The sequence below is a fragment of the Pseudomonas sp. FG98 genome (assembly GCF_057808595.1).
Genome location: NZ_JBMDIJ010000018.1, coordinates 1 through 20,940 on the forward strand (window position 1 = coordinate 1; position 20,940 = coordinate 20,940).

The 20,940-nt window shown below is 66.0% G+C and carries 19 protein-coding genes; 10 read left to right on the forward strand and 9 right to left on the reverse strand.

Features of this window, described 5'->3' with window-relative positions:
- Nucleotides 1-136: 136 nt before the first annotated feature.
- The 3 genes from ACODSK_RS13860 to ACODSK_RS13870 form a co-directional block, all read right to left on the reverse strand.
- Nucleotides 137-337 (reverse strand): hypothetical protein, encoded by a 201-nt coding sequence (locus ACODSK_RS13860; protein ID WP_489016794.1) that lies wholly within the window; start codon nt 335-337, stop codon nt 137-139.
- Between the two features lie 203 nt (nt 338-540).
- The gene (gene aguA, locus ACODSK_RS13865; protein ID WP_489016796.1) at nt 541-1,650 is read right to left on the reverse strand and encodes an agmatine deiminase; all 1,110 of its coding nucleotides are present in this window, start codon (nt 1,648-1,650) and stop codon (nt 541-543) included.
- 141 nt (nt 1,651-1,791) lie between these two features.
- Nucleotides 1,792-4,692, reverse strand: a complete 2,901-nt coding sequence (locus ACODSK_RS13870; protein WP_489016797.1) for an aminotransferase — start codon at nt 4,690-4,692, stop codon at nt 1,792-1,794.
- Between the two features lie 211 nt (nt 4,693-4,903).
- Between ACODSK_RS13870 and rfbB the strand changes: the two genes are divergently transcribed.
- Genes rfbB through ACODSK_RS13900 form a run of 6 tightly spaced genes read left to right on the forward strand, consistent with a single transcriptional unit; the run spans nt 4,904 to nt 11,437 of the window.
- Entirely contained in the window at nt 4,904-5,986 is a 1,083-nt protein-coding gene (gene rfbB, locus ACODSK_RS13875) for a dTDP-glucose 4,6-dehydratase (protein WP_489016799.1), read from the forward strand.
- A complete protein-coding gene (rfbA, locus tag ACODSK_RS13880) occupies nt 5,983-6,858 on the forward strand; it encodes a glucose-1-phosphate thymidylyltransferase RfbA (protein WP_489016800.1) in 876 nt (291 codons plus the stop codon). The genes rfbB and rfbA overlap by 4 nt, the downstream gene beginning before the upstream one ends.
- Nucleotides 6,855-7,730 (forward strand): dTDP-4-dehydrorhamnose reductase, encoded by an 876-nt coding sequence (gene rfbD, locus ACODSK_RS13885; protein ID WP_489016801.1) that lies wholly within the window; start codon nt 6,855-6,857, stop codon nt 7,728-7,730. The genes rfbA and rfbD overlap by 4 nt, the downstream gene beginning before the upstream one ends.
- A 37-nt stretch (nt 7,731-7,767) precedes the next feature.
- The gene (locus ACODSK_RS13890) at nt 7,768-9,582 is read left to right on the forward strand and encodes a sensor histidine kinase (RefSeq protein ID WP_489016802.1); all 1,815 of its coding nucleotides are present in this window, start codon (nt 7,768-7,770) and stop codon (nt 9,580-9,582) included.
- On the forward strand, nt 9,579-10,982 hold the full coding sequence (locus ACODSK_RS13895; RefSeq protein WP_489016804.1) for a sigma-54-dependent transcriptional regulator: 1,404 nt from the start codon (nt 9,579-9,581) through the stop codon (nt 10,980-10,982). The genes ACODSK_RS13890 and ACODSK_RS13895 overlap by 4 nt, the downstream gene beginning before the upstream one ends.
- Nucleotides 10,982-11,437, forward strand: coding sequence for a thioesterase domain-containing protein (locus tag ACODSK_RS13900; protein ID WP_489016805.1), 456 nt, complete (start codon nt 10,982-10,984; stop codon nt 11,435-11,437). The genes ACODSK_RS13895 and ACODSK_RS13900 overlap by 1 nt, the downstream gene beginning before the upstream one ends.
- On the opposite strand, the gene cysQ is transcribed toward ACODSK_RS13900, so the two are convergent.
- Entirely contained in the window at nt 11,426-12,253 is an 828-nt protein-coding gene (gene cysQ, locus ACODSK_RS13905) for a 3'(2'),5'-bisphosphate nucleotidase CysQ (RefSeq protein ID WP_489016807.1), read from the reverse strand. The two genes, ACODSK_RS13900 and cysQ, sit on opposite strands and share 12 nt — an antisense overlap.
- Nucleotides 12,250-12,816, reverse strand: coding sequence for an ADP compounds hydrolase NudE (nudE, locus tag ACODSK_RS13910; protein ID WP_489016809.1), 567 nt, complete (start codon nt 12,814-12,816; stop codon nt 12,250-12,252). The genes cysQ and nudE overlap by 4 nt, the downstream gene beginning before the upstream one ends.
- A gap of 73 nt (nt 12,817-12,889) precedes the next feature.
- On the opposite strand from nudE, the gene yrfG reads away from it, so the two are divergent.
- On the forward strand, nt 12,890-13,552 hold the full coding sequence (yrfG, locus tag ACODSK_RS13915; RefSeq protein WP_489016810.1) for a GMP/IMP nucleotidase: 663 nt from the start codon (nt 12,890-12,892) through the stop codon (nt 13,550-13,552).
- A gap of 125 nt (nt 13,553-13,677) precedes the next feature.
- On the opposite strand, the gene lysM is transcribed toward yrfG, so the two are convergent.
- Nucleotides 13,678-14,118 carry a peptidoglycan-binding protein LysM gene (lysM, locus tag ACODSK_RS13920; RefSeq protein ID WP_489016812.1) on the reverse strand — a complete coding sequence of 147 codons (441 nt, stop codon included), beginning with the start codon at nt 14,116-14,118 and terminating at the stop codon, nt 13,678-13,680.
- A gap of 83 nt (nt 14,119-14,201) precedes the next feature.
- Between lysM and ACODSK_RS13925 the strand changes: the two genes are divergently transcribed.
- From ACODSK_RS13925 to ACODSK_RS13935, 3 genes are all read left to right on the forward strand, one after another.
- Entirely contained in the window at nt 14,202-15,089 is an 888-nt protein-coding gene (locus tag ACODSK_RS13925; RefSeq protein WP_489016814.1) for a LysR family transcriptional regulator, read from the forward strand.
- 99 nt (nt 15,090-15,188) lie between these two features.
- Nucleotides 15,189-16,025, forward strand: a complete 837-nt coding sequence (gene fdhD / locus ACODSK_RS13930; RefSeq protein WP_489016816.1) for a formate dehydrogenase accessory sulfurtransferase FdhD — start codon at nt 15,189-15,191, stop codon at nt 16,023-16,025.
- On the forward strand, nt 16,022-18,358 hold the full coding sequence (locus ACODSK_RS13935) for an FdhF/YdeP family oxidoreductase (protein ID WP_489016818.1): 2,337 nt from the start codon (nt 16,022-16,024) through the stop codon (nt 18,356-18,358). The genes fdhD and ACODSK_RS13935 overlap by 4 nt, the downstream gene beginning before the upstream one ends.
- Nucleotides 18,359-18,477: 119 nt before the next feature.
- Here the strand turns inward: ACODSK_RS13935 and tauD are convergent, their stop codons facing one another.
- The 3 genes from tauD to tauB are packed head-to-tail and all read right to left on the reverse strand — an operon-like array spanning nt 18,478 to nt 20,940.
- Nucleotides 18,478-19,311, reverse strand: coding sequence for a taurine dioxygenase (gene tauD / locus ACODSK_RS13940; protein WP_489016820.1), 834 nt, complete (start codon nt 19,309-19,311; stop codon nt 18,478-18,480).
- A gap of 22 nt (nt 19,312-19,333) precedes the next feature.
- The gene (gene tauC, locus ACODSK_RS13945; RefSeq protein WP_489016822.1) at nt 19,334-20,164 is read right to left on the reverse strand and encodes a taurine ABC transporter permease TauC; all 831 of its coding nucleotides are present in this window, start codon (nt 20,162-20,164) and stop codon (nt 19,334-19,336) included.
- Nucleotides 20,161-20,940, reverse strand: a complete 780-nt coding sequence (gene tauB / locus ACODSK_RS13950; RefSeq protein WP_489016824.1) for a taurine ABC transporter ATP-binding subunit — start codon at nt 20,938-20,940, stop codon at nt 20,161-20,163. The genes tauC and tauB overlap by 4 nt, the downstream gene beginning before the upstream one ends.

The following is a 20,940-nucleotide window of genomic DNA, read 5'->3' on the forward strand; positions in this document are numbered from 1 at the left end:
GAATGGGCGAATCATATCGCCCTTAAGAGGTGTCCGGGATCATTAGGCCAGTTCAGCTTGCCGGCGATGAGGCCCTAGAGAACAACAAAAAGGGCGATGCCTCCCCGGCATCGCCCTTTTTTATTGCAGCTGTCCCTCAACCGTGCCAGACACCGACCAGAGCATCGAGCTCCGCTTCGGTGATCAGGCCCACTGGGTAACGTTCCGCCAGCAGTCGCCGTGGATCGGTCTTCCTGACCCGGGTTGGTCCGTTGTGTTTCAACCATTGCGCCAATACCTGAAGCGCTTCATGGCTCATGACTGTCGGGTGCGAAGCCAACTCACGTGCAGTATTCATTTCACACGTACTCCCCCAGAGGCGTGAGTTGAGCAAATTACTCAAGATTTGTGACAAATCCGTGGGAAACCACCGACCGCCCATCTCTTGTTACAACCTTTTAACCTTTGTAATTAATACAAAAGCTATGCCACGCGGGGGAGCCGCCCGTCGCCCGGGCATGAAAAAGCCCGTCCTGGGACGGGCTTTTTTTTGACGTCAAATCAACGCTTTAGCGGTGCGGGCTGCTGCTGGGTCAGGCAGTGGATATTGCCCCCGCCCAACAACAGTTCACGACCGGGCACCATGACCACTTCGTGATCCGGGAAGAGGCGCGCGAGAATCGCTCTAGCCTCGGCATCGGCCGGGTCATTGAAGCTTGGCGCGATGATCCCGCCGTTGACGATGAGGAAGTTCACATAGGACCCGGCAAGGCGCGAAGACGGGCTGCGCTCCTGGCTGCCAGCGACCATGTCAACGCCGTCGCACTCTTCCTGGGTGGCGTACATCGGCCCCGGAATCGGCATCTTGTGCACCACGAAGGTTCGCCCCTTGGCATCGCGCTGGCTTTCCAGCACCGCCATGGCCGCGCGGCAACGGGCGTAGTTGGGGTCGTTGGAATCATCGGTCCAGGCCAGTAACACTTCGCCCGGGCTGACGTAACAGCAGAAGTTGTCGACGTGGCCATCGGTTTCGTCGTTGTACAGGCCGTCCGGCAGCCAGACGATGGTCTCGACGGCGAGGTTTTCGCGGAGGATTTCCTCGATCTGCTCGCGGTTCAGGTGCGGGTTGCGGTTGGCGTTGAGCAGGCATTCCTCAGTGGTGATCAGGGTGCCTTCGCCGTCGACATGGATCGAGCCGCCTTCGAGCACGAAGCCCTCGGTGACATAGCGCGCGGTGCGCTCCAGGCCCATGATCTTGCCGGCCACCTGCTCGTCGCGGTTCCACGGTGCGTACAGGCCGCCGTTGAAGCCGCCCCAGGCGTTGAAGCCCCAATCGACGCCACGCACATCGCCGCTGTCATTGATGACGAAGGTCGGGCCGGTGTCACGCACCCAGGCGTCGTCGTTGCTCAGCTCGACCACACGGATGTTCGGTTGGTCGGCCAGGCGCGACACGGCGTTCTCGTACTGACCGGCAGAAACGCCGACCGTCACCGGCTGGAAGCGGGCGATGGCCTTGGCCACTGCGGTGTGTGCGGCCTGGGCCGGCTTGCCACCAAGGCGCCAGTTGTCCGGACGCTCCGGCCAGATCATCCAGACCTGGGTTTGCGGCGCCCATTCGGCGGGCATGTGGAAACCATCGGCGCGGGGAGTAGAGCTCAGAGTCTTCATGAGTCGAACCTTGGTGGATGTTCAAGTGAACGGATTTATATCCGATAAATATCGACAATGAAAGCCATGAAACAAAATCGTAACGCATAAAAAAGCCGGTTAAATCGATAAGAATCGAGTTAACCGGCTTCGATTCACGAGTTAGAGCTCTTCTGACAACACCTGGGCAATGCTGTCCACGAAGAAATCGACGCTTGCCCGCGTGGTGCACATCGGCGGCTTGATCTTGAGGATGTTCAGGTAGTCGCCGGTAGGCTGCATGAAGATCCCCAGGTCGCGCAGGCGATCGCAGAGGATCATGGTTTCCTCGGTGGCCGGCTCAAGGGTGTCCGGGTTGCGCACCAGCTCCAGGCCCAGGTAGAAGCCGGACCCGTGCACCGCCCCCGCCAGCGGATATTCATCGACCAATCGCTGCAGCCGCTCCTTGAAATAGCCACCCACCTCGCGGGCGTTCTCCCATAGCCCTTCCTCGGCCATCACATCGAGCACCGCCATGCCGATCCGGCAGCTCACCGGGCTGCCGCCTGCGGAGGAGAAGAAATAGCCCTCGGCTTCCAGCGCCTCGGCGATTGCCCGGGTGGTGATCACCGCACCCAGCGGATGACCGTTGCCCATGCCCTTGGCCATGGTGATGATGTCCGGCACCACGCCCTGCTCTTCGAAGCCCCAGAAGAAATCACCCATCCGCCCGTAGCCGACCTGCACCTCGTCGGCGATGCACACGCCGCCGCGCTCGCGCACCCTGGCGTAGACCTGTTGCAGGTAACCCGGCGGCAGCGGGATACCGCCAGCATTGCCATACACCGGCTCGCAGATAAAGCCCGCCAGCTGGCGCCCGGTAGCGTCCACCTCGGCCAGGGTGGCATCGACATCGCGGACATAGTCGGCGGTGCTGTCGACTCCGCGGTACTTGCCGCGATAGGTGTTCGGCGCAGTCACCGGATGCACCCACTGCGGCCGGCTGGTCAGGGCCTGAGGGTTGTCGGCGATCGAGGTGGACACCGCGTCGGCCGCCACCGACCAGCCGTGATAGGCCTCCAGCACGCTGAGCATGTCGCGCCCGCCGCTGGCGGCCCAGGCCAGGCGGATCGCCAGGTCGTTGGCCTCGGTGCCGCTGTTGACCAGGAACACCCGGTCCATGCCCTTGGGCGCCAGGGCCAGCAGGCGCTCGGAGAACTCGGCGATGGCCGCGTAGTGGAAGCGCGAGTTGGTATTGAGCAGCGACCATTGCCGCGCCGCCTCGCTGACCATGCGCGGATGGCCATGGCCCAGCACCGCGACGTTGTTGAGCATGTCCAGGTACGACCGCCCTTGCAGGTCGATCAGGTAGTTGCGCCAGCCGCGCTCGATCTGCGGCGGCTGCTGGTAATAGTGCTTCTGCGAGCGGGCGAAGCTGGCGTCGCGGCGCTCCAGCAGGGCCTGGGCATCGCCCAGTGGCGCTGCATCGCAGTCGAAGCCAAGCAGTGCGGCCGGCGAGGGGCAAACCACCTGCCAGGCCCTGGCCCGCGACGGCACGACGAACGCCGGCGGGCGCAAACCCGCTACCCGGCACAGTTGCACGGTAATGCTGCTGCCGCTGTGTCCCAGGGACTGGCCGGCCTCGACCACCTGTCCGTCGGCCAGTGCATCACCGCAGCCCCACAACCAGAGGCCGAGCGATGCGCCTTGCAGGCAACCGCTATTCGGCCCGGCCACCTGCCAGGTCCCGGCGAAGGGGGCCACCAGCGCGGTGCCGGGTTCGAGGTGCAACTCCACCTGCAAGGCGAAGGTGTCCGGCTCGCGGGGATTGTCGATATGGGTGCGGGACAGCCGGTACTGGCCATACAGCGAGGTCGCCGGTGCCGCCTGCTGCGCCAGCAATTGCTGGTCGATACCCGGCGCCTCCCAGTTGCCAGCGCTGAAGTGCTCGCTGAGCACGCCGAGATCGACCCGGTGCACCGCCTGCCCCTTCAGGCCTGGCAGCAGCGGCAGGCATTCACCCGCCTCGGCAATCGGCGGCTCCAGGCCCACCGCCTGGAAAATCGCCGCCTCCATCAGTTCGAAGGGCACGCTGTCGGCGACGTCGAAGATTTCCCACTCGTGGTCCAGGTTAGCGCGGCTGTACTCATTGCCCGGATCGACACTCAGTTGCTGCTCGCTGCTCAGCACCAGCACCGCAGCACGGGCGACGATCAGCGGCCAGAGCGCCTTGAGTTCGGCATCGGTCAGCGGGTTGATGGCGTGGTACGCGGCGACCGCCGGCAGGATGCGCAGCGGATCGCCCTCGGCGTGATGCAGCAGCGCCGCGCAGGTCACCGACAGGTCGGCAATCCGCCAGGTATGCAGCAGGTCGCCGAAATCGATCACCCCCTGCAACTGCCACTGGCGCTCGTCATCGCGTTGCCACACAGCGTTGTCGTCGGTGATATCCAGGTGCACCGCCTGCTTCGGCAGCTCGGCTTGCACCGCGGCCAGCGCCTGCTCCGCCCGGGCGGCAGCGGCCTGCACACGCTGCTTGCGCGGCCCCTCGGCGAGTACCGGAAGCAGATGGGCGATCAGCGGCTGGGCGTGCTGCGGGTCCCATTGCAGGGTGCGGGTCAGGCCAGGGTGGCTGAAATCGGCCAGGGCCTGGTCGACCCGCGCGCACAAGGCACCCAGCTCGGCGACCAGGCGCGCCGGCATGTGCTTGAGGCGGGTCAGGGTCTGCCCTTCTATATAGTCGAGCAGCCGGGCGCGTACACCCTGGCCATCGAAGTCCAGCGCCAGCAACTGCTCACCGTCCAGCGCCGCACGCACCGCCGGCACCGGCACCCCGCGCTCGCGCAGATGGCCCAGGGCGGCGTGCTGCGCCTCCAGTTCCACCGCCGAGTAATCACCATGGCAGACCTTCAGCACATAACGGCCCTGCTCGCTGTCGACGCGGAAGTTCAGGTCCTGCTGGCTACCCAGCGCCTGCAAGCCACCGTCCAGCCCATAGTGCTGATTGAGCAGGGCACGGGCCTGACGTTCGCTGAGGGTGGGGCAAGGCTGGCTTGCACGGTGGAGCAAAGTGCTGAGGGGCATGGCGGGGACCTCGGTTTTTTTGCGCTATATCGCCATCAGCACTGCCATTAAGCAAGTGCAGTGGTTAAAATTCCGCACATTTCGTCCAGTCTTTGTTGAATAAACCGTGACGAAACGGTTATCCAGCGCAATCTGCTTGCACCCGCACTCACCTGCACACAAGCTATGCGCCCTTTGCTCAATGTCAGTTATGGAAGAAAGGCAGCTCGACATGCGAATCCTCATCACCGGCGGAGCCGGGTTCATTGGCTCGGCGCTGGTTCGCCACCTGATCGACAACACCGAACACGAGGTGCTCAACCTCGACAAGCTGACTTACGCCGGCAACCTGGAGTCGTTGAACAGCATCGCGACCAACACCCGCTACGAGTTCGTCCAGGCCGACATCGTCGACCAGGCAACCGTCAGTGCTGTCCTTGAGCGCTTCAAGCCCCATGCGATCATGCACCTGGCTGCGGAATCCCACGTCGACCGTTCCATCGATGGTCCGTCGGACTTCATCCAGACCAATATCGTCGGCACCTACAGCCTGCTGGAAGCCGCCCGTGGCTACTGGTCGACACTGCCGGCCGGCGAGCGTGAAGCCTTCCGCTTCCACCATATTTCCACCGACGAAGTGTACGGCGACCTGCATGGCGTCGATGATCTGTTCACCGAAACCACCCCGTACGCGCCAAGCTCGCCCTACTCGGCAAGCAAGGCCGCGTCCGACCACCTGGTCCGCGCCTGGAACCGCACCTACGGCCTGCCGGTGCTGCTGACCAACTGCTCGAACAACTACGGGCCGTTCCACTTCCCGGAAAAACTCATCCCGCTGGTGATCCTCAACGCCCTGGCGGGCAAGCCGCTGCCGGTGTACGGCAACGGCCTGCAAGTGCGCGACTGGCTGTTCGTCGAAGACCACGCCCGCGCCCTGTTCAAGGTGGTGACCGAAGGTGTGGTAGGCGAGACCTACAACATCGGTGGCCACAACGAGCAGAAGAACATCGACGTAGTGCGCGGCATCTGCGCGCTGCTCGAAGAGCTGGCGCCACAGCGTCCGGAAGGCGTGGCCAACTACGCCGACCTGATCACCTACGTCAAGGACCGCCCTGGCCACGACCAGCGCTACGCCATCGACGCCAGCAAGATCGAACGTGAACTGGGCTGGGTGCCGGAGGAAACCTTCGAAACCGGTCTGCGCAAGACTGTCCAGTGGTATCTGGATAACCTGGAATGGTGCCGCCACGTGCAGGACGGTAGCTACCAAGGGCAACGCCTGGGCACCTCCGACTTCAAGGACCTGATTGCATGACCAAAGGCATTATCCTGGCGGGCGGCTCCGGCACCCGCCTGCACCCGATCACCCTCGGCGTTTCCAAGCAGCTGCTGCCGATCTACGACAAGCCGATGATCTACTACCCGGTCTCGGTGCTGATGCTCGCCGGCATCCGCGAGATCCTGCTGATCTCCACCCCGCAGGACCTGCCGCAGTACCGCCAGCTGCTGGGTGACGGCAGCCAGTTCGGCATCGAGATCAGCTACGCCGAGCAGCCTTCCCCGGACGGCCTGGCCCAGGCCTTCCTGATCGGCGAAGAGTTCATCGGCAACGACCCGGTGTGCCTGATCCTCGGCGACAACATCTTCCACGGCCAGGGCTTCAGCGAGCAGCTCAAGCGCGCGATCAAGCAGCCGTCGGGTGCCACCGTGTTCGGCTACTGGGTCAAGGACCCGGAGCGCTTCGGCGTGGTGGAATTCGACAAGGAAGGCCGCGCCCTGTCCATCGAAGAGAAACCGACCGAACCGAAGTCGCACTACGCCGTTACCGGCCTGTACTTCTACGATAACGACGTGGTCGAGATCGCCAAGAACGTCAAGCCATCGCCACGCGGCGAGCTGGAAATCACCGACGTCAACAACGCCTACCTCACCCGCGGCGACCTGCGCGTGGAGCGTTTCGGCCGCGGCTTCGCCTGGCTCGACACCGGTACCCACGACAGCCTGCTGGAAGCCTCGCAGTACGTGCAGACCATCGAGCACCGCCAGGGCCTGAAAGTCGCCTGCCTCGAAGAGATCGCCTACGACCACGGCTGGATCGACCGCGACCAGTTGCTGGCCCGCGCCAAGGCCTTCGGCAAGACCGGCTACGGCCAGTACCTGTTCACCCTGGCCGGTGAGCGTCAATGACCGGCAAGGCGCTGAAGATCCTCATCAGCGGCCAGCAGGGCCAGGTCTCCCGGGAACTGCAGGCACGTCTGGGTGACCTCGGTCACCTGCACGTCCTCGGCCGCGACCAGCTCGACCTCGCGCACCCCGAGCGCATCGCCGAGCAGGTCCGCGCCATCGCCCCCGACCTGATCATCAACGCCGCCGCACACACGGCGGTGGACCAGGCCGAAAGCGAGCCGGAGCTGGCCTTCGCGATCAATGCCAAGGCGCCAGGCATCTTCGCCGAAGAAGCCAAGCGCCTGGGCATCCCGCTGATCCACTACTCCACCGACTACGTCTTCGACGGCAGCAAGCAAGGCCGCTACACCGAGGACGACGCGACCAATCCCCTGGGTGTCTACGGCCAGAGCAAGCTGGCTGGCGAACAGGCGATCGCCGCGGTCGGCGGGCAGCACCTGATCCTGCGGACCAGCTGGGTGTACTCGACCCACGGGCGCAACTTCCTGCTGACCATGCAGCGCCTGCTGCAAGAGAAGCCGGAACTGCGCGTGGTCGCCGACCAGATCGGCGCGCCGACCTGGGCCGGTACCATCGCCGACAGCACCCGCCAGCTCATCGAGCGCTGGCAGGCTGGCCAGGCCGGCGCCTGGGGCGTCTACCACCTGACCGCGCAAGGTGAAACCTCGTGGTTCGGCTTCGCCCAGGCCATCGGCGAGCAGCTCAAGGCCCAGGGCAAGCCCTGCGCCAACCTGGTGCCGATCCCGTCCAGCGACTACCCGACGCCCGCCCAGCGGCCGTTGAACTCGCGCCTGGATTGCAGCCGCCTGCAACGCGAGTGGAACGTCAGCCAGCCCGACTGGCATCAGGCGCTGATCGACTGCCTGAAGTAGCGCATAATGCGCCAGATCTTTCTGGCGCATTTTCGCGATGACCATGACCCCCAGCCTTCCCCGTCGCCCCCGCTGGCGAAGCCTCGCCCTGCTGGCCCTGTGCCTGGCGCCGCTGCTCTGGCCGCTCAACCGCCTCGCCGAGCATTACTACCAGGACGAACTGGCCAGCCAGAACCGCCAGACCCTCGACCTCTACGTCGCCAACCTGCTCGGTACCCTGCACCGCTACGAAGCCCTGCCGCAGATCCTCGGCGACCTGCCGACCATCCGCGACGTGCTGGCCGATCCGCTGCGCCTGGAATACCTGACCAACGCCAACCGCCGGCTCAAGGAAATCAGCAGCCAGACCGGCGCCGAGGTCATCTACCTGATGGACGCCAAGGGCAACACCCTGGCCGCCTCCAACTGGGACAAGAAAGACAGCTTCATCGGCCGCAACTTCGCCTTCCGCCCGTATTTCAGCGACGCCACCGCCGGGCGCCTGGGGCGCTTCTTCGGCCAGGGCACCACCTCGGCCAAGCGCGGCTACTTCTTCGGCGCGCCGGTGTGGAACAACGGCCAGGTGATCGGCGTGCTAGTGGTCAAGGTCGACCTCGACCACACCGAAACCCTCTGGGGCAAAAGCCCGGAGCAACTGCTGCTGACCGACAGCAACGGCGTGGTGGTGCTGACCTCGCGCCCGGAATGGCGCTTCCGCGCGACCCGCCCGCTTAGCGATGAAGAGCGCCAGTCGATCACCGCGATCCAGCCCTACCCGACCCAGGAACCCAAGCCGCTCAACCTCAACCGCCAGGCCTGGCTGGTACAGACCCGCTCGATCCCGGAAACCGGCTGGGAAGTGAACATCCTCGCCCCGCGGGTGCTGGTGGATCGCTCGGTGAGCACGGTCATGGCCGTGGGCGGCGCCACCCTGCTGGTGGTGATGCTGCTGGTCGGCCTGGTGATGCAGCGCCGCCGCCACTACATGGACCGCATCGACTTCGAGGCCCGTGCCCGCCACGACCTGGAAAAGCGCGTGGCCGAGCGTACCGCCGACCTCGAAGGCCTCAACCGCCGCCTGAAGAGCGAAGTGCTGGAGCGCGAACAGGCCCAGCAGGAAGCCGCCCGCGCCCAGGACGAACTGGTCCAGGCCGGCAAGCTGTCGGTGCTCGGGACCATGTCGGCGAGCATCAGCCACGAGCTCAACCAGCCGCTGGCGGCGATCCGCAGCTACGCGGAAAACGCCGAGATCCTCCTCGACCACCAGCGCCTCGACGATGCCCGCGGCAACCTCAAGCTGATCAACGAACTGACCGGGCGCATGGCCTCGATCATCGCCCACCTGCGCGCCTTCGCCCGCCGTGACCGCCACGCCCCGGAAAGCGTGGCCCTGCAACCGGCGCTGGACGACGCCCTGGCCCTGCTGGCCAAGCGCCGGCGGGCGATGGCGGTGGAGCTGGTGCGCGACCTGCCGGAAGCCACGCTGTGGGTCCAGGCCGGGGAAACCCGCCTGCGCCAGGTGCTCGGCAACCTGCTGGCCAACGCCCTCGACGCCCTCACCGAAAAGGCCAACCCGCGCAAGCTCTGGCTGAGTGCCGAACGCCGCGATGACTACGTCTTCCTGACCATTCGCGACAACGGCCCCGGCTTTACCAGCCAGGCCATGGCCCACGCCCGCGAGCCGTTCTTCACCACCAAGACCCGCACCCAGGGCCTCGGCCTCGGCCTGGCCATCTGCGACACGCTGATGCGCGCCCTGGGCGGCGAACTGCTGCTGGCCAACCACCCGGAGGGCGGCGCCTTGCTGACCCTGCAACTGCGCGTGGCCAAGCCCGGTGCCAATCTTCAGACCTCGGAGGACTCCTCGGCATGACCGAGCCCCTGATCGACAGCCGCACCCAGGTGATCCTGGTCGACGACGACCCGCACCTGCGCCAGGCCCTCAGCCAGACCCTCGACCTCGCCGGCCTGCGCGTCCTGCCGCTGAGCGATGCCCAGGGCCTGGCCCAGCGCATCGAGGCCGACTGGCCGGGCGTGGTGGTCAGCGATATCCGCATGCCCGGCATCGACGGCCTGCAACTGCTGGAGCAACTGCACGGCCAGGACCCGGAGCTGCCGGTGCTGCTGATCACTGGCCACGGCGACGTGCCACTGGCCGTACAGGCCATGCGTGCCGGCGCCTATGACTTCCTGGAAAAACCCTTCGCCAGCGATGCCCTGCTCGACAGCGTGCGCCGCGCCCTGGCCCTGCGCCGCCTGGTGCTGGACAACCGCAGCCTGCGCCTGGCCCTGAGCGACCGCCAGGAATTGAGCGGGCGCCTGGTCGGCCACTCGCCGTCTATCCAGCGTCTGCGAGAACAGATCGGTGCCCTCGCCGGCACCCGTGCCGACGTGCTGATCCTCGGTGAGACCGGCGCCGGCAAGGAGGTGGTGGCCCGCGCCCTGCACGACCTGTCCAGCCGTCGCGACGGCCCGTTCGTGGCGATCAACGCCGGGGCCCTGGCCGAGTCGGTGGTGGAAAGCGAGCTGTTCGGCCATGAGCCCGGCGCCTTTACCGGCGCGCAGAAGCGCCGCATCGGCAAGTTCGAATTCGCCAATGGCGGCACGCTGTTCCTCGACGAGATCGAGAGCATGAGCCTGGATGTGCAGGTCAAGCTGCTGCGCATGCTCCAGGAGCGGGTGCTGGAACGCCTTGGCGGCAACCAGCAGATCCCCCTGGATATCCGCGTCATCGCCGCAACCAAGGAAGACCTGCGCCAGGCCGCCGACCAGGGCCGCTTCCGCGCCGACCTTTACTACCGCCTCAACGTCGCGCCGCTGCGCATCCCGCCGCTGCGCGACCGCGGTGACGACATCCTCGTGCTGTTCCAGCACTTCGCCGATGCCGCCAGTCAGCGCCACGGCCTGCCCGCCCACCAGCTGCAACCGGCACAGCGGGCGATGCTGCTGCGCCACGACTGGCCGGGCAACGTGCGCGAGTTGCAGAACGCCGCCGAGCGTTTCGCCCTCGGCCTGGAACTGGCCCTCGACGGCCACGGGCAAAACAGCGCCGCACCGCAGGACCTGCCGCCGGCCGACGGCAACCTCAGCGAACAGGTCGAGCATTTCGAGCGCTCGCTGATCGCCGCCGAGCTGGCCCGCCCGCATAGCTCCATGCGCAGCCTCGCCGAAGCCCTCGGCATCCCGCGCAAGACCCTGCACGACAAGCTGCGCAAGCACGGCCTGAGCTTCGCCGACAGCCATGCCGCCGATGATCCGGAGGAATCCCGCTGATGAGCAGCGACAGCCAATACCTGGAAAGCATCCTGCACCACGACATCCCGCTGACCCGCGACATGGACATGCGCGTGCTCGACTGGCAGCAGCAACGCCTGCGCCTGCGCCTGCCGCTGGAACCCAACGTCAACCACAAGAGCACCATGTTCGGCGGCAGCCTGTACTGCGGCGCGGTGCTGGCGGGTTGGGGCTGGCTGCACCTGGCGCTGCGCGAGGCGGGGATCGATGACGGACATATCGTCATCCAGGAAGGGGCGATCAGCTATCCGCTGCCGGTGACCGGCGCGGCCATCGCGGTATGCGCAGCGCCGGAGGAGAAGGTCTGGCAGCGCTTCATCAAGACCTACCAGCGCCATGGCCGGGCGCGACTGACGCTGCATACCGAGGTGTTCAATGAAGGTGCCGAAGCGCCCGCCGTGGCCTTCGACGGGCAGTACGTGCTACATCGCTGAGGCGAGATCCAGCAGCTTGCCGCGCCATGGCGCAGCGGCCGGCAGGGCGAGGAAGAACGGATTGAGCAGCGACTCGCGGGCGGGATAGACGAACGGCTGGCCATCCAGGCCCAGCACCTCGCCGCCCGCGCCTTCCAGCACACCTTGGGCAGCGGCGGTGTCCCACTGCGAGGTCGGCGCCAGGCGTGGATAGCAATCAGCGGCACCTTCAGCCAGCAGGCAGAACTTCAGGGAACTGCCGATATTGGCCAGTTCCAGTTCCCCCAGCGCTTCACCCAGGCCGGCCAGCAGGCGCTCCTGCTGCGGGCTGGAATGGCGGCGGCTGGCAACCACGGTAAACGACTCACCCGCCGGTGGTGCCAGACGCACCTGGATCGGCTGCTCGACGCCATCGGCTTCCGCACGCCACGCACCAACGCCCTGGCCGCCGTAATAGACCCGACCATTGACCGGCATCGCCACCACGCCGAACAGCACCTGGCCGTGCTCGATCAGGGCGATATTCACAGTGAATTCCTCGGTACCGGCGATGAATTCCTTGGTCCCGTCCAGCGGGTCCACCAGCCACCAGCGCTGCCAGGCCTGACGTTGTTCCAATGGAATATCGCAGTCTTCCTCCGACAGCACCGGGATCTCCGGCGCCAGCGCCTGCAAGCCCTCGGCGATGACCTTGTGCGCAGCCAGGTCGGCGGCAGTTACCGGGGAGTCGTCGGCCTTGGCGCTCACCGCCACGTTGGCGCGCCAGAACGGCAGGATGGCCTCGCCGGCACGACGCGCCAGCTCGACGACATGGGGCATCAGCTCGATGACGCTCATACCGTGAACACCCCGCGCTGGGTCAGCAGGTCGCGCACCAGGTACAGCGCCGCCAGCGCCCGGCCTTCGGAAAACTGCGGATGCTGGGCCAGCGCCGACAGCTCGCGCAGGTTGATGCTGTCGACGCGCATCGGCTCCGGCTCATCGCCCGGCAGGCTTTCTTCGTAGAGGTCGGTGGCCAGCACCACCTGGATCTTCTGGCTCATGTAGCCGGGGGACAGCGACAGCTCGGTGATGTGCTCCAGCTGACGGGCGCCGTAGCCGGCCTCTTCCTTCAACTCCCGGTTGGCGGCGGCCAGGACGTCCTCGCCCGGCTCGATCAGGCCCTTGGGCAGGGACAGCTCGTATTCGTCGGTACCGCCGCAGTATTCCTCCACCAGCACCGCGTGCTCGCTGTCGAGCATCGCCACGATCATCACCGCGCCATAACCGTTGCCCCGGCCGACCAGGCGTTCGTAGGTGCGCTCGGTGCCGTTGGAGAAGCGCAACTGCACGGCTTCGACACGGAACAGGCGGCTGCTGGCGACGATTTCGCTGGAAAGGACGGTGGGTTTCTGGCGCATGGGGGAGCGGCTCCTTGGCGGTAACGGAGTACTATAGCGCCCACCACGGCCCGACCGAACGAGAATCTTGCACATGCTTCCTCTCGCCTGGCGCGATATCGACACCGTCCTGCTGGACATGGACGGCACTCTCCTCGACCTGCACTACGACAACCACTTCTGGCTGGAGCTGCTGCCCCAGCGCTACGCTGAGCACCACGGCATCAGCCGGGCCATGGCGGAGCTTGAGATCCAGCCGCTGTTCGAGCGCCATGCCGGCTCGTTGAACTGGTACTGCCTGGATTTCTGGAGCGCCGAGCTAAAGCTGCCGATCCGCGAACTGAAGCGGCAAAGCGCCGAGCTGATCGCCCTGCGACCGGATGCCGACACCTTTCTCGCCGCGCTGCAACGGGCCGGCAAGCGGGTGATCCTGATCACCAATGCGCACCGTGATTCGCTGTCGCTGAAGCTGGAGCGGGTGGCGCTGGCGGCGTATTTCGAGCGGATGATCAGCTCGCACGACTACGGCTTCCCCAAGGAGAACCCGCAGTTCTGGAGCGCCCTGCAGGCCGACACCGGTTTCGACCCGGCGCGCAGCCTGTTCATCGACGACACCCTGGCGATCCTGCGCAGCGCCCGCGACTTTGGCGTCGCCCATCTGCTCGCCGTGCGCCAGCCGGACAGCCGCCAGCCTGCGCGCGATACCGAGGAATTCGCGGCGCAGGAGGACTACCGGGCGTTACTGGAAGGACTGTGACCCTGCGGTTGTGGCTACTGGCCCTATCGCTGGCAAGCCAGCTCCCACAGGTCCGGCACATGCAGTACCTGTGGGAGCTGGCTTGCCAGCGATGAGGCCGGGCCATGCAACACAAGGGCTGCGGTTCAGTCCGGAATCCGCAGCGACTGCCCCGGATAGATCTTGTCCGGATGGCTCAGCATCGGTTTGTTGGCCTCGAAGATCTTGTTGTACTGGTTGGCATTACCATAGACCGCCAGCGAGATGGCGCTGAGCGTGTCCCCCTTCTTCACCACCACGAACCGCGCTGCGGCGACGACCGGCCCGGTCACCGTGATCTGGTCATCCACCGACGCCACCCCGGCGATATTGCCCAGCGCGAGAAGAATCTTCTCTTTCTCCTCCTGACTGCCCACCTCGCCGGTGACCGTAACCTTGTCGCCCTCCACCGTGGCCTGCACATTGGGGTTGCCGAGCCCCACCTTGGCCACGTGCTCCTTGAGCTGCTCCGCGGCATTGGCATTGCCGGGCGTCAGCAGATCGATGAGTTTTTCCCCCGCTTCTTTCACGAAACTGAACAGACTCATAGCGCTCTCCCTGATTAAGGAATCTCGGAGCCCACAGTCTAGGTCAGGTTAGAATGCCCCGCCCGCCAGCCCCCGAGACGACGATGGACATCAAACAGCTGAAATTCCTCATCGCCCTGGACGAAACCCGCCACTTCGGCCAGGCCGCCGCACTGTGCCACGTGACCCAGCCGACCCTGTCGATGCGCCTGCGCAACCTGGAGCGTGAGCTGGGCCTGGAGCTGGTCAATCGCGGTCAGCGCTTCGAAGGCTTTACTGCCCAGGGCGAGCGGGTGCTGGCCTGGGCGCGCTCGGTACTGGCCGCCTACGACGGCCTGCAGGCCGAGGCCGCCGCCTGCCGCGGGCATCTGGCCGGGACCCTGCGCCTGGGCATGGTGCCGCTGTCCAGCTTCGACCCGCTGCCACTGCTGCAACGCCTGCACCGCCAGCACCCGGAGCTGGCCTTCGAACTCAGCGCCCTGAGTTCCGAGCAAATCCTCGAACAGCTCACCAGCAATCGCCTCGACCTCGGCCTGTCATACCTGGAGCGCCTCGACCAGGAGCGCTTCGAAGCCCTGCCGCTGGGCGAGTCGCCCATGGGCCTGCTGTACGACCCGGCGCACTTCCACTTCGACGACGCCCCGCTGCACTGGGAAGCCCTGGCCGAACTGCCGCTGGGCCTGCTCACCGCCGGCATGCACTTCCGCCAGTCGGTGGACCACAACTTCCACAGCCGCGGCATCACCCCGCGCCTGTTGTTGCAGACCGATGCCGTCCATCAGTTGGTCCAGGCCGTGCACGGCGGCCTGTGCTGCGCGGTGATGCCGCTAGGCAGCGGCCTTGAGGCGGTGACCGGCGGCCTGCGCCTGCACCCCATCGAACAGGCCAGCACCCTCGCCCCGCTGGGCCTGATCATGCGCCGCACGGCACCGCGCTCGGCGCTGGCCGAAGCCTGCATCGCCGAATACCGGAAATTGCTCGACGAACAGTGATCGACGGCCTCTATCAAGGCATCGGCACAAGCGATTAGACGATACCCGAGCACAGGCCTAGGCTTAGAAGTCGAATTAGCCTTGCCGGTATTCCAATAAATGAGCAGCAAGCCTCCGGTTTGCGCGGCCTCCACAAGCCTGGAAGCCCCTGCCGCCAGCGTGCGTTACGAGTACAGCGAACTCGAAGACCAGTCCCCCGCCAGCGCCGACCTCGCCGAGGAAGTGGCCCTGGCCATCGCCTACAACGGCATCAGCCAGGCGGTGATGCTGGTCAGTCCCACCGATCTCGACGATTTCGTGGTGGGGTTCAGCATCGGTAGCGGCATCGTCGACAGCGACGACGACATCTACGACATCAAGCTTTCCGGTAGCGGTTCGGCCCTGCACGCCCAGGTGGAAATCGCCAGCCGGGCGTTCTGGAACCTCAAGACCCAGCGCCGCCAACTGGCCGGCACCAGCGGCTGCGGCCTGTGCGGCGTGGAAGCCGTGGAACAGGCCCTGCCCGACCTCAAGGTGCTGCCCGGCGCGCCGCTGCCGCCCGCTGAATGGCTGGTCGGCCTGCGCCAGCGCATCGGCGAGTTCCAGCCCCTTGGCCAGCACTGCGGCGCGGTCCACGCGGCGGCGTTCATGGACGCCAGCGGCAAGCTGCTGCTGGGCCGCGAGGATATCGGCCGGCACAACGCCCTCGACAAGCTGATCGGTGCCCTGGTCCGCCAGCGCATCGACACTCAAGGCGGCCTGGCCGTGGTCACCAGCCGCTGCAGCCTGGAGCTGATCCAGAAAGTCCTGCGCGCCGGCATCCAGACCCTGGTCAGCCTGTCGTCACCTACCGGCCTGGCCCTGCAATGGGCCCGGCGCCACAACCTGAACCTCATCCACCTGCCGCAGCACAGTGCACCAAGGGTCTACAGCCCTGCACGGGAGAATCGATCGTGAGCCTGCATCATCAAGCCGACCAGAAACCCGTTCCGCGCTACAAACCGTACAACGGCGCCGCCGGCGGCTGGGGTGCGCTGCGCAGCGTGGTCCAGGCGTGGGTCGGCAGCGACAACGCCCTGAAGAACATCCGCGCCCTGCTCAAGACCAACCAGAACGGCGGTTTCGACTGTCCTGGTTGCGCCTGGGGCGACTCGCCGGAACACGGCATGGTCAAGTTCTGCGAGAACGGCGCCAAGGCGGTGAACTGGGAAGCGACCAAGCGCCGTGTCGACCCGACCTTCTTCGCCCGCCACAGCGTCACCTCGCTGCTCGGCCAGAGCGACTACTGGCTGGAATACCAGGGCCGGCTGACCGACCCGATGGTCTATGACCCGGTCGGCGACCGCTACCGGCCGATCGCCTGGGACGATGCCTTCGCCCTGATCGCCCGTCACCTGAACGCGCTGGAAAGTCCGGACCAGGCCGAGTTCTACACCTCGGGCCGGGCCAGCAACGAAGCCGCCTACCTCTATCAGCTGTTCGTCCGCGCCTTTGGCACCAACAACTTCCCGGACTGCTCGAACATGTGCCACGAGGCCAGCGGCGTGGCCTTGAGCCAGAGCGTCGGGGTCGGCAAGGGCACGGTCACCTTCGATGACTTCGAGCACGCCGACGCCATCTTCGTCTGGGGCCAGAACCCCGGCACCAACCACCCGCGCATGCTCGAACCGCTGCGCGAGGCGGTGGAGCGCGGCGCCCAGGTGGTGTGCATCAACCCGCTCAAGGAGCGCGGCCTGGAGCGTTTCCAGCACCCGCAGCACCCGATCGAGATGCTCACCAACGGCGACAAGCCGACCAACACCGCATTCTTCCGCCCGGCCCTGGGCGGCGACATGGCGATGATGCGCGGCATGGCCAAGTTCCTCCTGCAGTGGGAACGCGAGGCGCTGGCCAAGGGTGAGGAGCCGATCTTCGACCACGCCTTCATCGCCGAGCACACCGCCACCGTCGACGACTACCTGGCGGTGGTCGACGCCACCACCTGGGAGCAGATCGAAAACCAATCCGGCCTGACCCTGGGCGAGATCGAACTGGCTGCGCGGATGTACGTGAAGGCGAAGAACGTCATCATGTGCTGGGCCATGGGCATCACCCAGCACCGCCACTCGGTGCCGACCATCCAGGAAATCGCCAACCTCATGCTGCTGCGCGGCAACCTCGGCGTGCCGGGTTCCGGCCTGTGCCCGGTGCGCGGCCACAGCAACGTGCAGGGCGACCGCACCATGGGCATCAACGAGCGTCCGCCGGTAGCACTGCTGGATTCCCTGGAGCGCCGTTTCGGCTTCCCGGTGCCACGGCACAACGGCCACAACACCGTCGAGGCGATCCACGCCATGCTCGAAGGCCGGGCCAAGGTGTTCATCGGTCTGGGCGGCAACTTCGCCCAGGCCACCCCGGACACCGACCGCACCGCCCAGGCCATGCGCAACTGCGACCTGACCGTGCACATCAGCACCAAGCTCAACCGCAGCCACCTGATCCACGGCAAGGAAGCGCTGATCCTGCCGTGCTTCGGCCGCACCGATATCGACCAGCAGGGCGAAGGCCCGCAGGCGGTCACGGTGGAAGACTCGTTCAGCATGGTCCACGCCTCCAACGGCCAGCTCAAACCGCTGTCGCAGCAAATGCGTTCGGAGCCGGCGATCATTGCCGGTATCGCTGCGGCGACCGTCGGCAACCGGCCGGTGGACTGGAACTGGCTGATCGCCGACTACGACCGCATCCGCGACCTGATCGCCGACACCATTCCCGGTTTCGACCAGTTCAACGAGCGCCTGAAACACCCAGGCGGCTTCTACCTGGGCAACAACGCGGCGCAGCGGGTGTGGAAAACCGCCAGCGGCAAGGCCAACTTCAAGGCCAACCGCCTGCCGGACGACCTGATCCACGAAGGCGTGCGCGCCACTGGCAAGCTGCCGGACCTGATCATGCAATCGATGCGTTCCCATGATCAGTACAACACCACCATCTACGGCCTCGACGACCGTTATCGCGGGGTTCGCGGGCAGCGCAACGTACTGTTCGCCAACGAAGCCGACATCATCCGCCTGGGCTTCAACCCGGGGGACAAGGCCGACATCGTATCGCTGTGGGGTGATGGGCTGGAGCGGCGGGTGACCGGGTTTACCTTGCTGGCGTTCGATATCCCGGCGGGGCAGGCGGCGGCCTATTATCCGGAAGTGAACCCGTTGGTGCCGCTGGAGAGTGTCGGCGATGGCAGCCATACGCCGACGTCGAAGTTCGTCGCGATCCAGTTGAAGCCGGCCAGTTTCGAGGCCCGGATCATCTAGGTTGTTGCTTAGGGCCTCATCGCCGGCAACGCCGGCTCCCACAGGTATCGCGAACACCGCTGAACCTTGTGGGAGCCGGCGTTGCCGGCGATGAGGCCATCAAATCCACCACACAACCCTCAGAACGGCACATCCCCAAGGATCGTCGCCCGATGCATCACCCGCCGTTGCGGCCGGTAATCATCCACCGCGTAATGCTGGGTTACCCGGTTATCCCAGAACGCCACATCCCCCGCCTGCCAGCGCCAGCGAATGGTGAACTCCGGCCGCGTGGCATGGGCGAATAGCAGCTTCAAGATCGCCTCGCTTTCCTGCTCACTCAGCTCATTGATCCGCGTGGTGAAACCATCGCTGACGAACAGCGCCTTGCGCCCGCTCACCGGGTGCGTCCGTATCACCGGGTGCGAGATCGGTGGATTGGCCTTGCGCGTGGCTTCCCAGCGCGCCAGGTCTTCGGCGGTGCTGCCAAAGCGTTCCAGCGGGAATGACTTGGTGAAGTCATGGGTCGCAGTCAGCCCGTCGAGCAGGCGCTTCAGCGGCTCGGACAGGGCCTCGTAAGCCGCGATGCCACTGGCCCACAAGGTATCCCCACCAAACTCAGGCACCTGCTTGGCCGCCAGCACCGCGCCCAGCGCCGGGGTCGGCAGGAAGGTCACGTCGGTGTGCCAGATGGCGTTGTCGCGCACGTCGGTGACGGCGGTGTCGAGTATCAACACCTGTGGGGTGTCCGGTACGTTGGGGTAGATCGGGTGGATATGCAGGTCACCGAAGCGCGCGGCGAAATCCGCCTGCTGGCGCGGGGTGATCGACTGCTCGCGGAAGAACAGCACCTGGTGCGCGAGCAGGGCCTGCTCGATGGCATCGCGGGTGGTGGCGTCGATCTCGCGGCTGAGATCCACGCCAGTGATTTGCGCGCCGAGCGCCGGGCTCAGCGGGGTAATGATCAGGCTCATGTCTGTCTCACTAGAAAGTCGTTCAGTGGCTCTGGCCGTGCCACGGCACCAGCTTGCGTTGCAGGGCGCGCAGGCCCATTTCCAGGGCGAAGGCGATCAGGGCGATGACCAGGATGCCCAGCACCACCACATCGGTGACCAGGAACTGCGCCGCCGACTGGACCATGAAGCCCAGACCGCTGGTGGCCGCGATCAGCTCGGCGGCGACCAGGGTCGACCAGCCCACGCCCAGGCCGATGCGCACGCCGGTGAGGATGTCCGGCAAGGCGCTGGGCAGGATCACATGGCGGATCAGCTGCGCCTTGCTCGCTCCCAGCGACTGCGCCGCGCGCAGCTTGGCCGGGTCGACGGTGCGCACACCGGTGGCGGTGGCAATGGCGATCGGGGCGAAGATCGCCAGGTAGATCAGCAACACCTTGGACAGCTCGCCAATACCGCACCAGATCACGATCAGCGGCAGGTAGGCCAGCGGCGGGATCGGCCGGTAGAACTCGATCAGCGGGTCGAGAATGCCGCGGGCAATGCGGTTGTGGCCGATGGCAATGCCGATCGGGATCGCGGTGAGGATCGCCGCGCCCAAGGCCAGGCCGATACGGCTCAGGCTGGCACCCAGGTGCTGCCACAGCGTGGAATCCATATAGCCTTGGGTCAGCAGTACCCAGGCCTTGCTCAGCACGGCTTCCGGCGACGGCAGGAACAACGGTTCGATCCACTCCGCTGCGGTCACCAGCCACCACAGCAGCAACAGGCTGGCGAGGGTCAGGCCGCTGATCCAGCGGGTGCTCAAGGTACGTCGCACCCGTGGCGCGGCGACTGTAGGTTTGGCCGTTACCGGCAGTTCGAGGCTGCTCATGCGAACTCCCTGCGTTGCGAGAAGACCCGCGCCAGCACATGCTCGCGGGTTTCGATAAAGCGTGGATCGGACTTGATCGAGCGTGCCGATTCACCCGCCGCGTAGCGCTGGCCGAAGTCCAGGTGCAGACGCTCCACCACCCGACCGGGGTTGGGCGCCAGCAGGATCAGGTCGGTAGCGAGGAAGACCGCTTCCTCGATGTCGTGGGTAATCAGGAACACCGGCTTGGCCGTGCGCTGCCAGACCTGCAGCAGCAGTTCCTGCATCTGTTCGCGGGTGAAGGCATCGAGGGCGCCGAATGGCTCGTCCATCAGCAGCACCCGTGGGTCGGCGGCCAGCGCGCGGGCCAGGCCGACGCGCTGCTTCTGCCCGCCGGACAGTTGCCAGATGCGCCGTTCGGCGAAGTCGGCGAGATCGACCAAGGCAAGCATTTCCCGCGCCTTCTGCTCGCGCTGGGCACGGGGTACGCCGGCCAGTTCGAGACCGAAGGCGACGTTGGCCAGCACGTCCTGCCAGGGCAGCAGGGCATCGTCCTGGAACACCACGCCGCGCTCGGCGCCGGGGCCTTGCACCGGCACCCCGTCGAGGGTGATGCGTCCGGCGCTCGGGCTGACGAAGCCGGCGATCAGGTTGAGCAGCGAGGTCTTGCCGCTGCCGGAAGGGCCGAGGGCCACCAGCAATTGCTGGGGGCCAAGGCTCAGTGAGATATCGGACAGCACCGGTTCGGCGGCGCCGGGGTACTGTGCGCTGATGCGCTCCAGTTGCAGCAGGGCCAT

What these genes read in the sequence shown, in the direction of transcription:
- tauD (WP_489016820.1), bottom strand. Translation starts at nt 19,311, where the DNA reads ATGAGCCTGATCATTACCCCGCTGAGCCCGGCGCTCGGCGCGCAAATC.
- yrfG (WP_489016810.1), top strand. Translation starts at nt 12,890, where the DNA reads ATGCTTCCTCTCGCCTGGCGCGATATCGACACCGTCCTGCTGGACATG.
- tauC (WP_489016822.1), bottom strand. Translation starts at nt 20,164, where the DNA reads ATGAGCAGCCTCGAACTGCCGGTAACGGCCAAACCTACAGTCGCCGCG.
- ACODSK_RS13900 (WP_489016805.1), top strand. Translation starts at nt 10,982, where the DNA reads ATGAGCAGCGACAGCCAATACCTGGAAAGCATCCTGCACCACGACATC.
- nudE (WP_489016809.1), bottom strand. Translation starts at nt 12,816, where the DNA reads ATGCGCCAGAAACCCACCGTCCTTTCCAGCGAAATCGTCGCCAGCAGC.
- ACODSK_RS13870 (WP_489016797.1), bottom strand. Translation starts at nt 4,692, where the DNA reads ATGCCCCTCAGCACTTTGCTCCACCGTGCAAGCCAGCCTTGCCCCACC.
- ACODSK_RS13890 (WP_489016802.1), top strand. Translation starts at nt 7,768, where the DNA reads ATGACCATGACCCCCAGCCTTCCCCGTCGCCCCCGCTGGCGAAGCCTC.
- aguA (WP_489016796.1), bottom strand. Translation starts at nt 1,650, where the DNA reads ATGAAGACTCTGAGCTCTACTCCCCGCGCCGATGGTTTCCACATGCCC.
- tauB (WP_489016824.1), bottom strand. Translation starts at nt 20,940, where the DNA reads ATGGCCCTGCTGCAACTGGAGCGCATCAGCGCACAGTACCCCGGCGCC.
- ACODSK_RS13925 (WP_489016814.1), top strand. Translation starts at nt 14,202, where the DNA reads ATGGACATCAAACAGCTGAAATTCCTCATCGCCCTGGACGAAACCCGC.
- fdhD (WP_489016816.1), top strand. Translation starts at nt 15,189, where the DNA reads ATGAGCAGCAAGCCTCCGGTTTGCGCGGCCTCCACAAGCCTGGAAGCC.
- ACODSK_RS13895 (WP_489016804.1), top strand. Translation starts at nt 9,579, where the DNA reads ATGACCGAGCCCCTGATCGACAGCCGCACCCAGGTGATCCTGGTCGAC.
- ACODSK_RS13860 (WP_489016794.1), bottom strand. Translation starts at nt 337, where the DNA reads ATGAATACTGCACGTGAGTTGGCTTCGCACCCGACAGTCATGAGCCAT.
- rfbA (WP_489016800.1), top strand. Translation starts at nt 5,983, where the DNA reads ATGACCAAAGGCATTATCCTGGCGGGCGGCTCCGGCACCCGCCTGCAC.
- lysM (WP_489016812.1), bottom strand. Translation starts at nt 14,118, where the DNA reads ATGAGTCTGTTCAGTTTCGTGAAAGAAGCGGGGGAAAAACTCATCGAT.
- cysQ (WP_489016807.1), bottom strand. Translation starts at nt 12,253, where the DNA reads ATGAGCGTCATCGAGCTGATGCCCCATGTCGTCGAGCTGGCGCGTCGT.
- rfbD (WP_489016801.1), top strand. Translation starts at nt 6,855, where the DNA reads ATGACCGGCAAGGCGCTGAAGATCCTCATCAGCGGCCAGCAGGGCCAG.
- rfbB (WP_489016799.1), top strand. Translation starts at nt 4,904, where the DNA reads ATGCGAATCCTCATCACCGGCGGAGCCGGGTTCATTGGCTCGGCGCTG.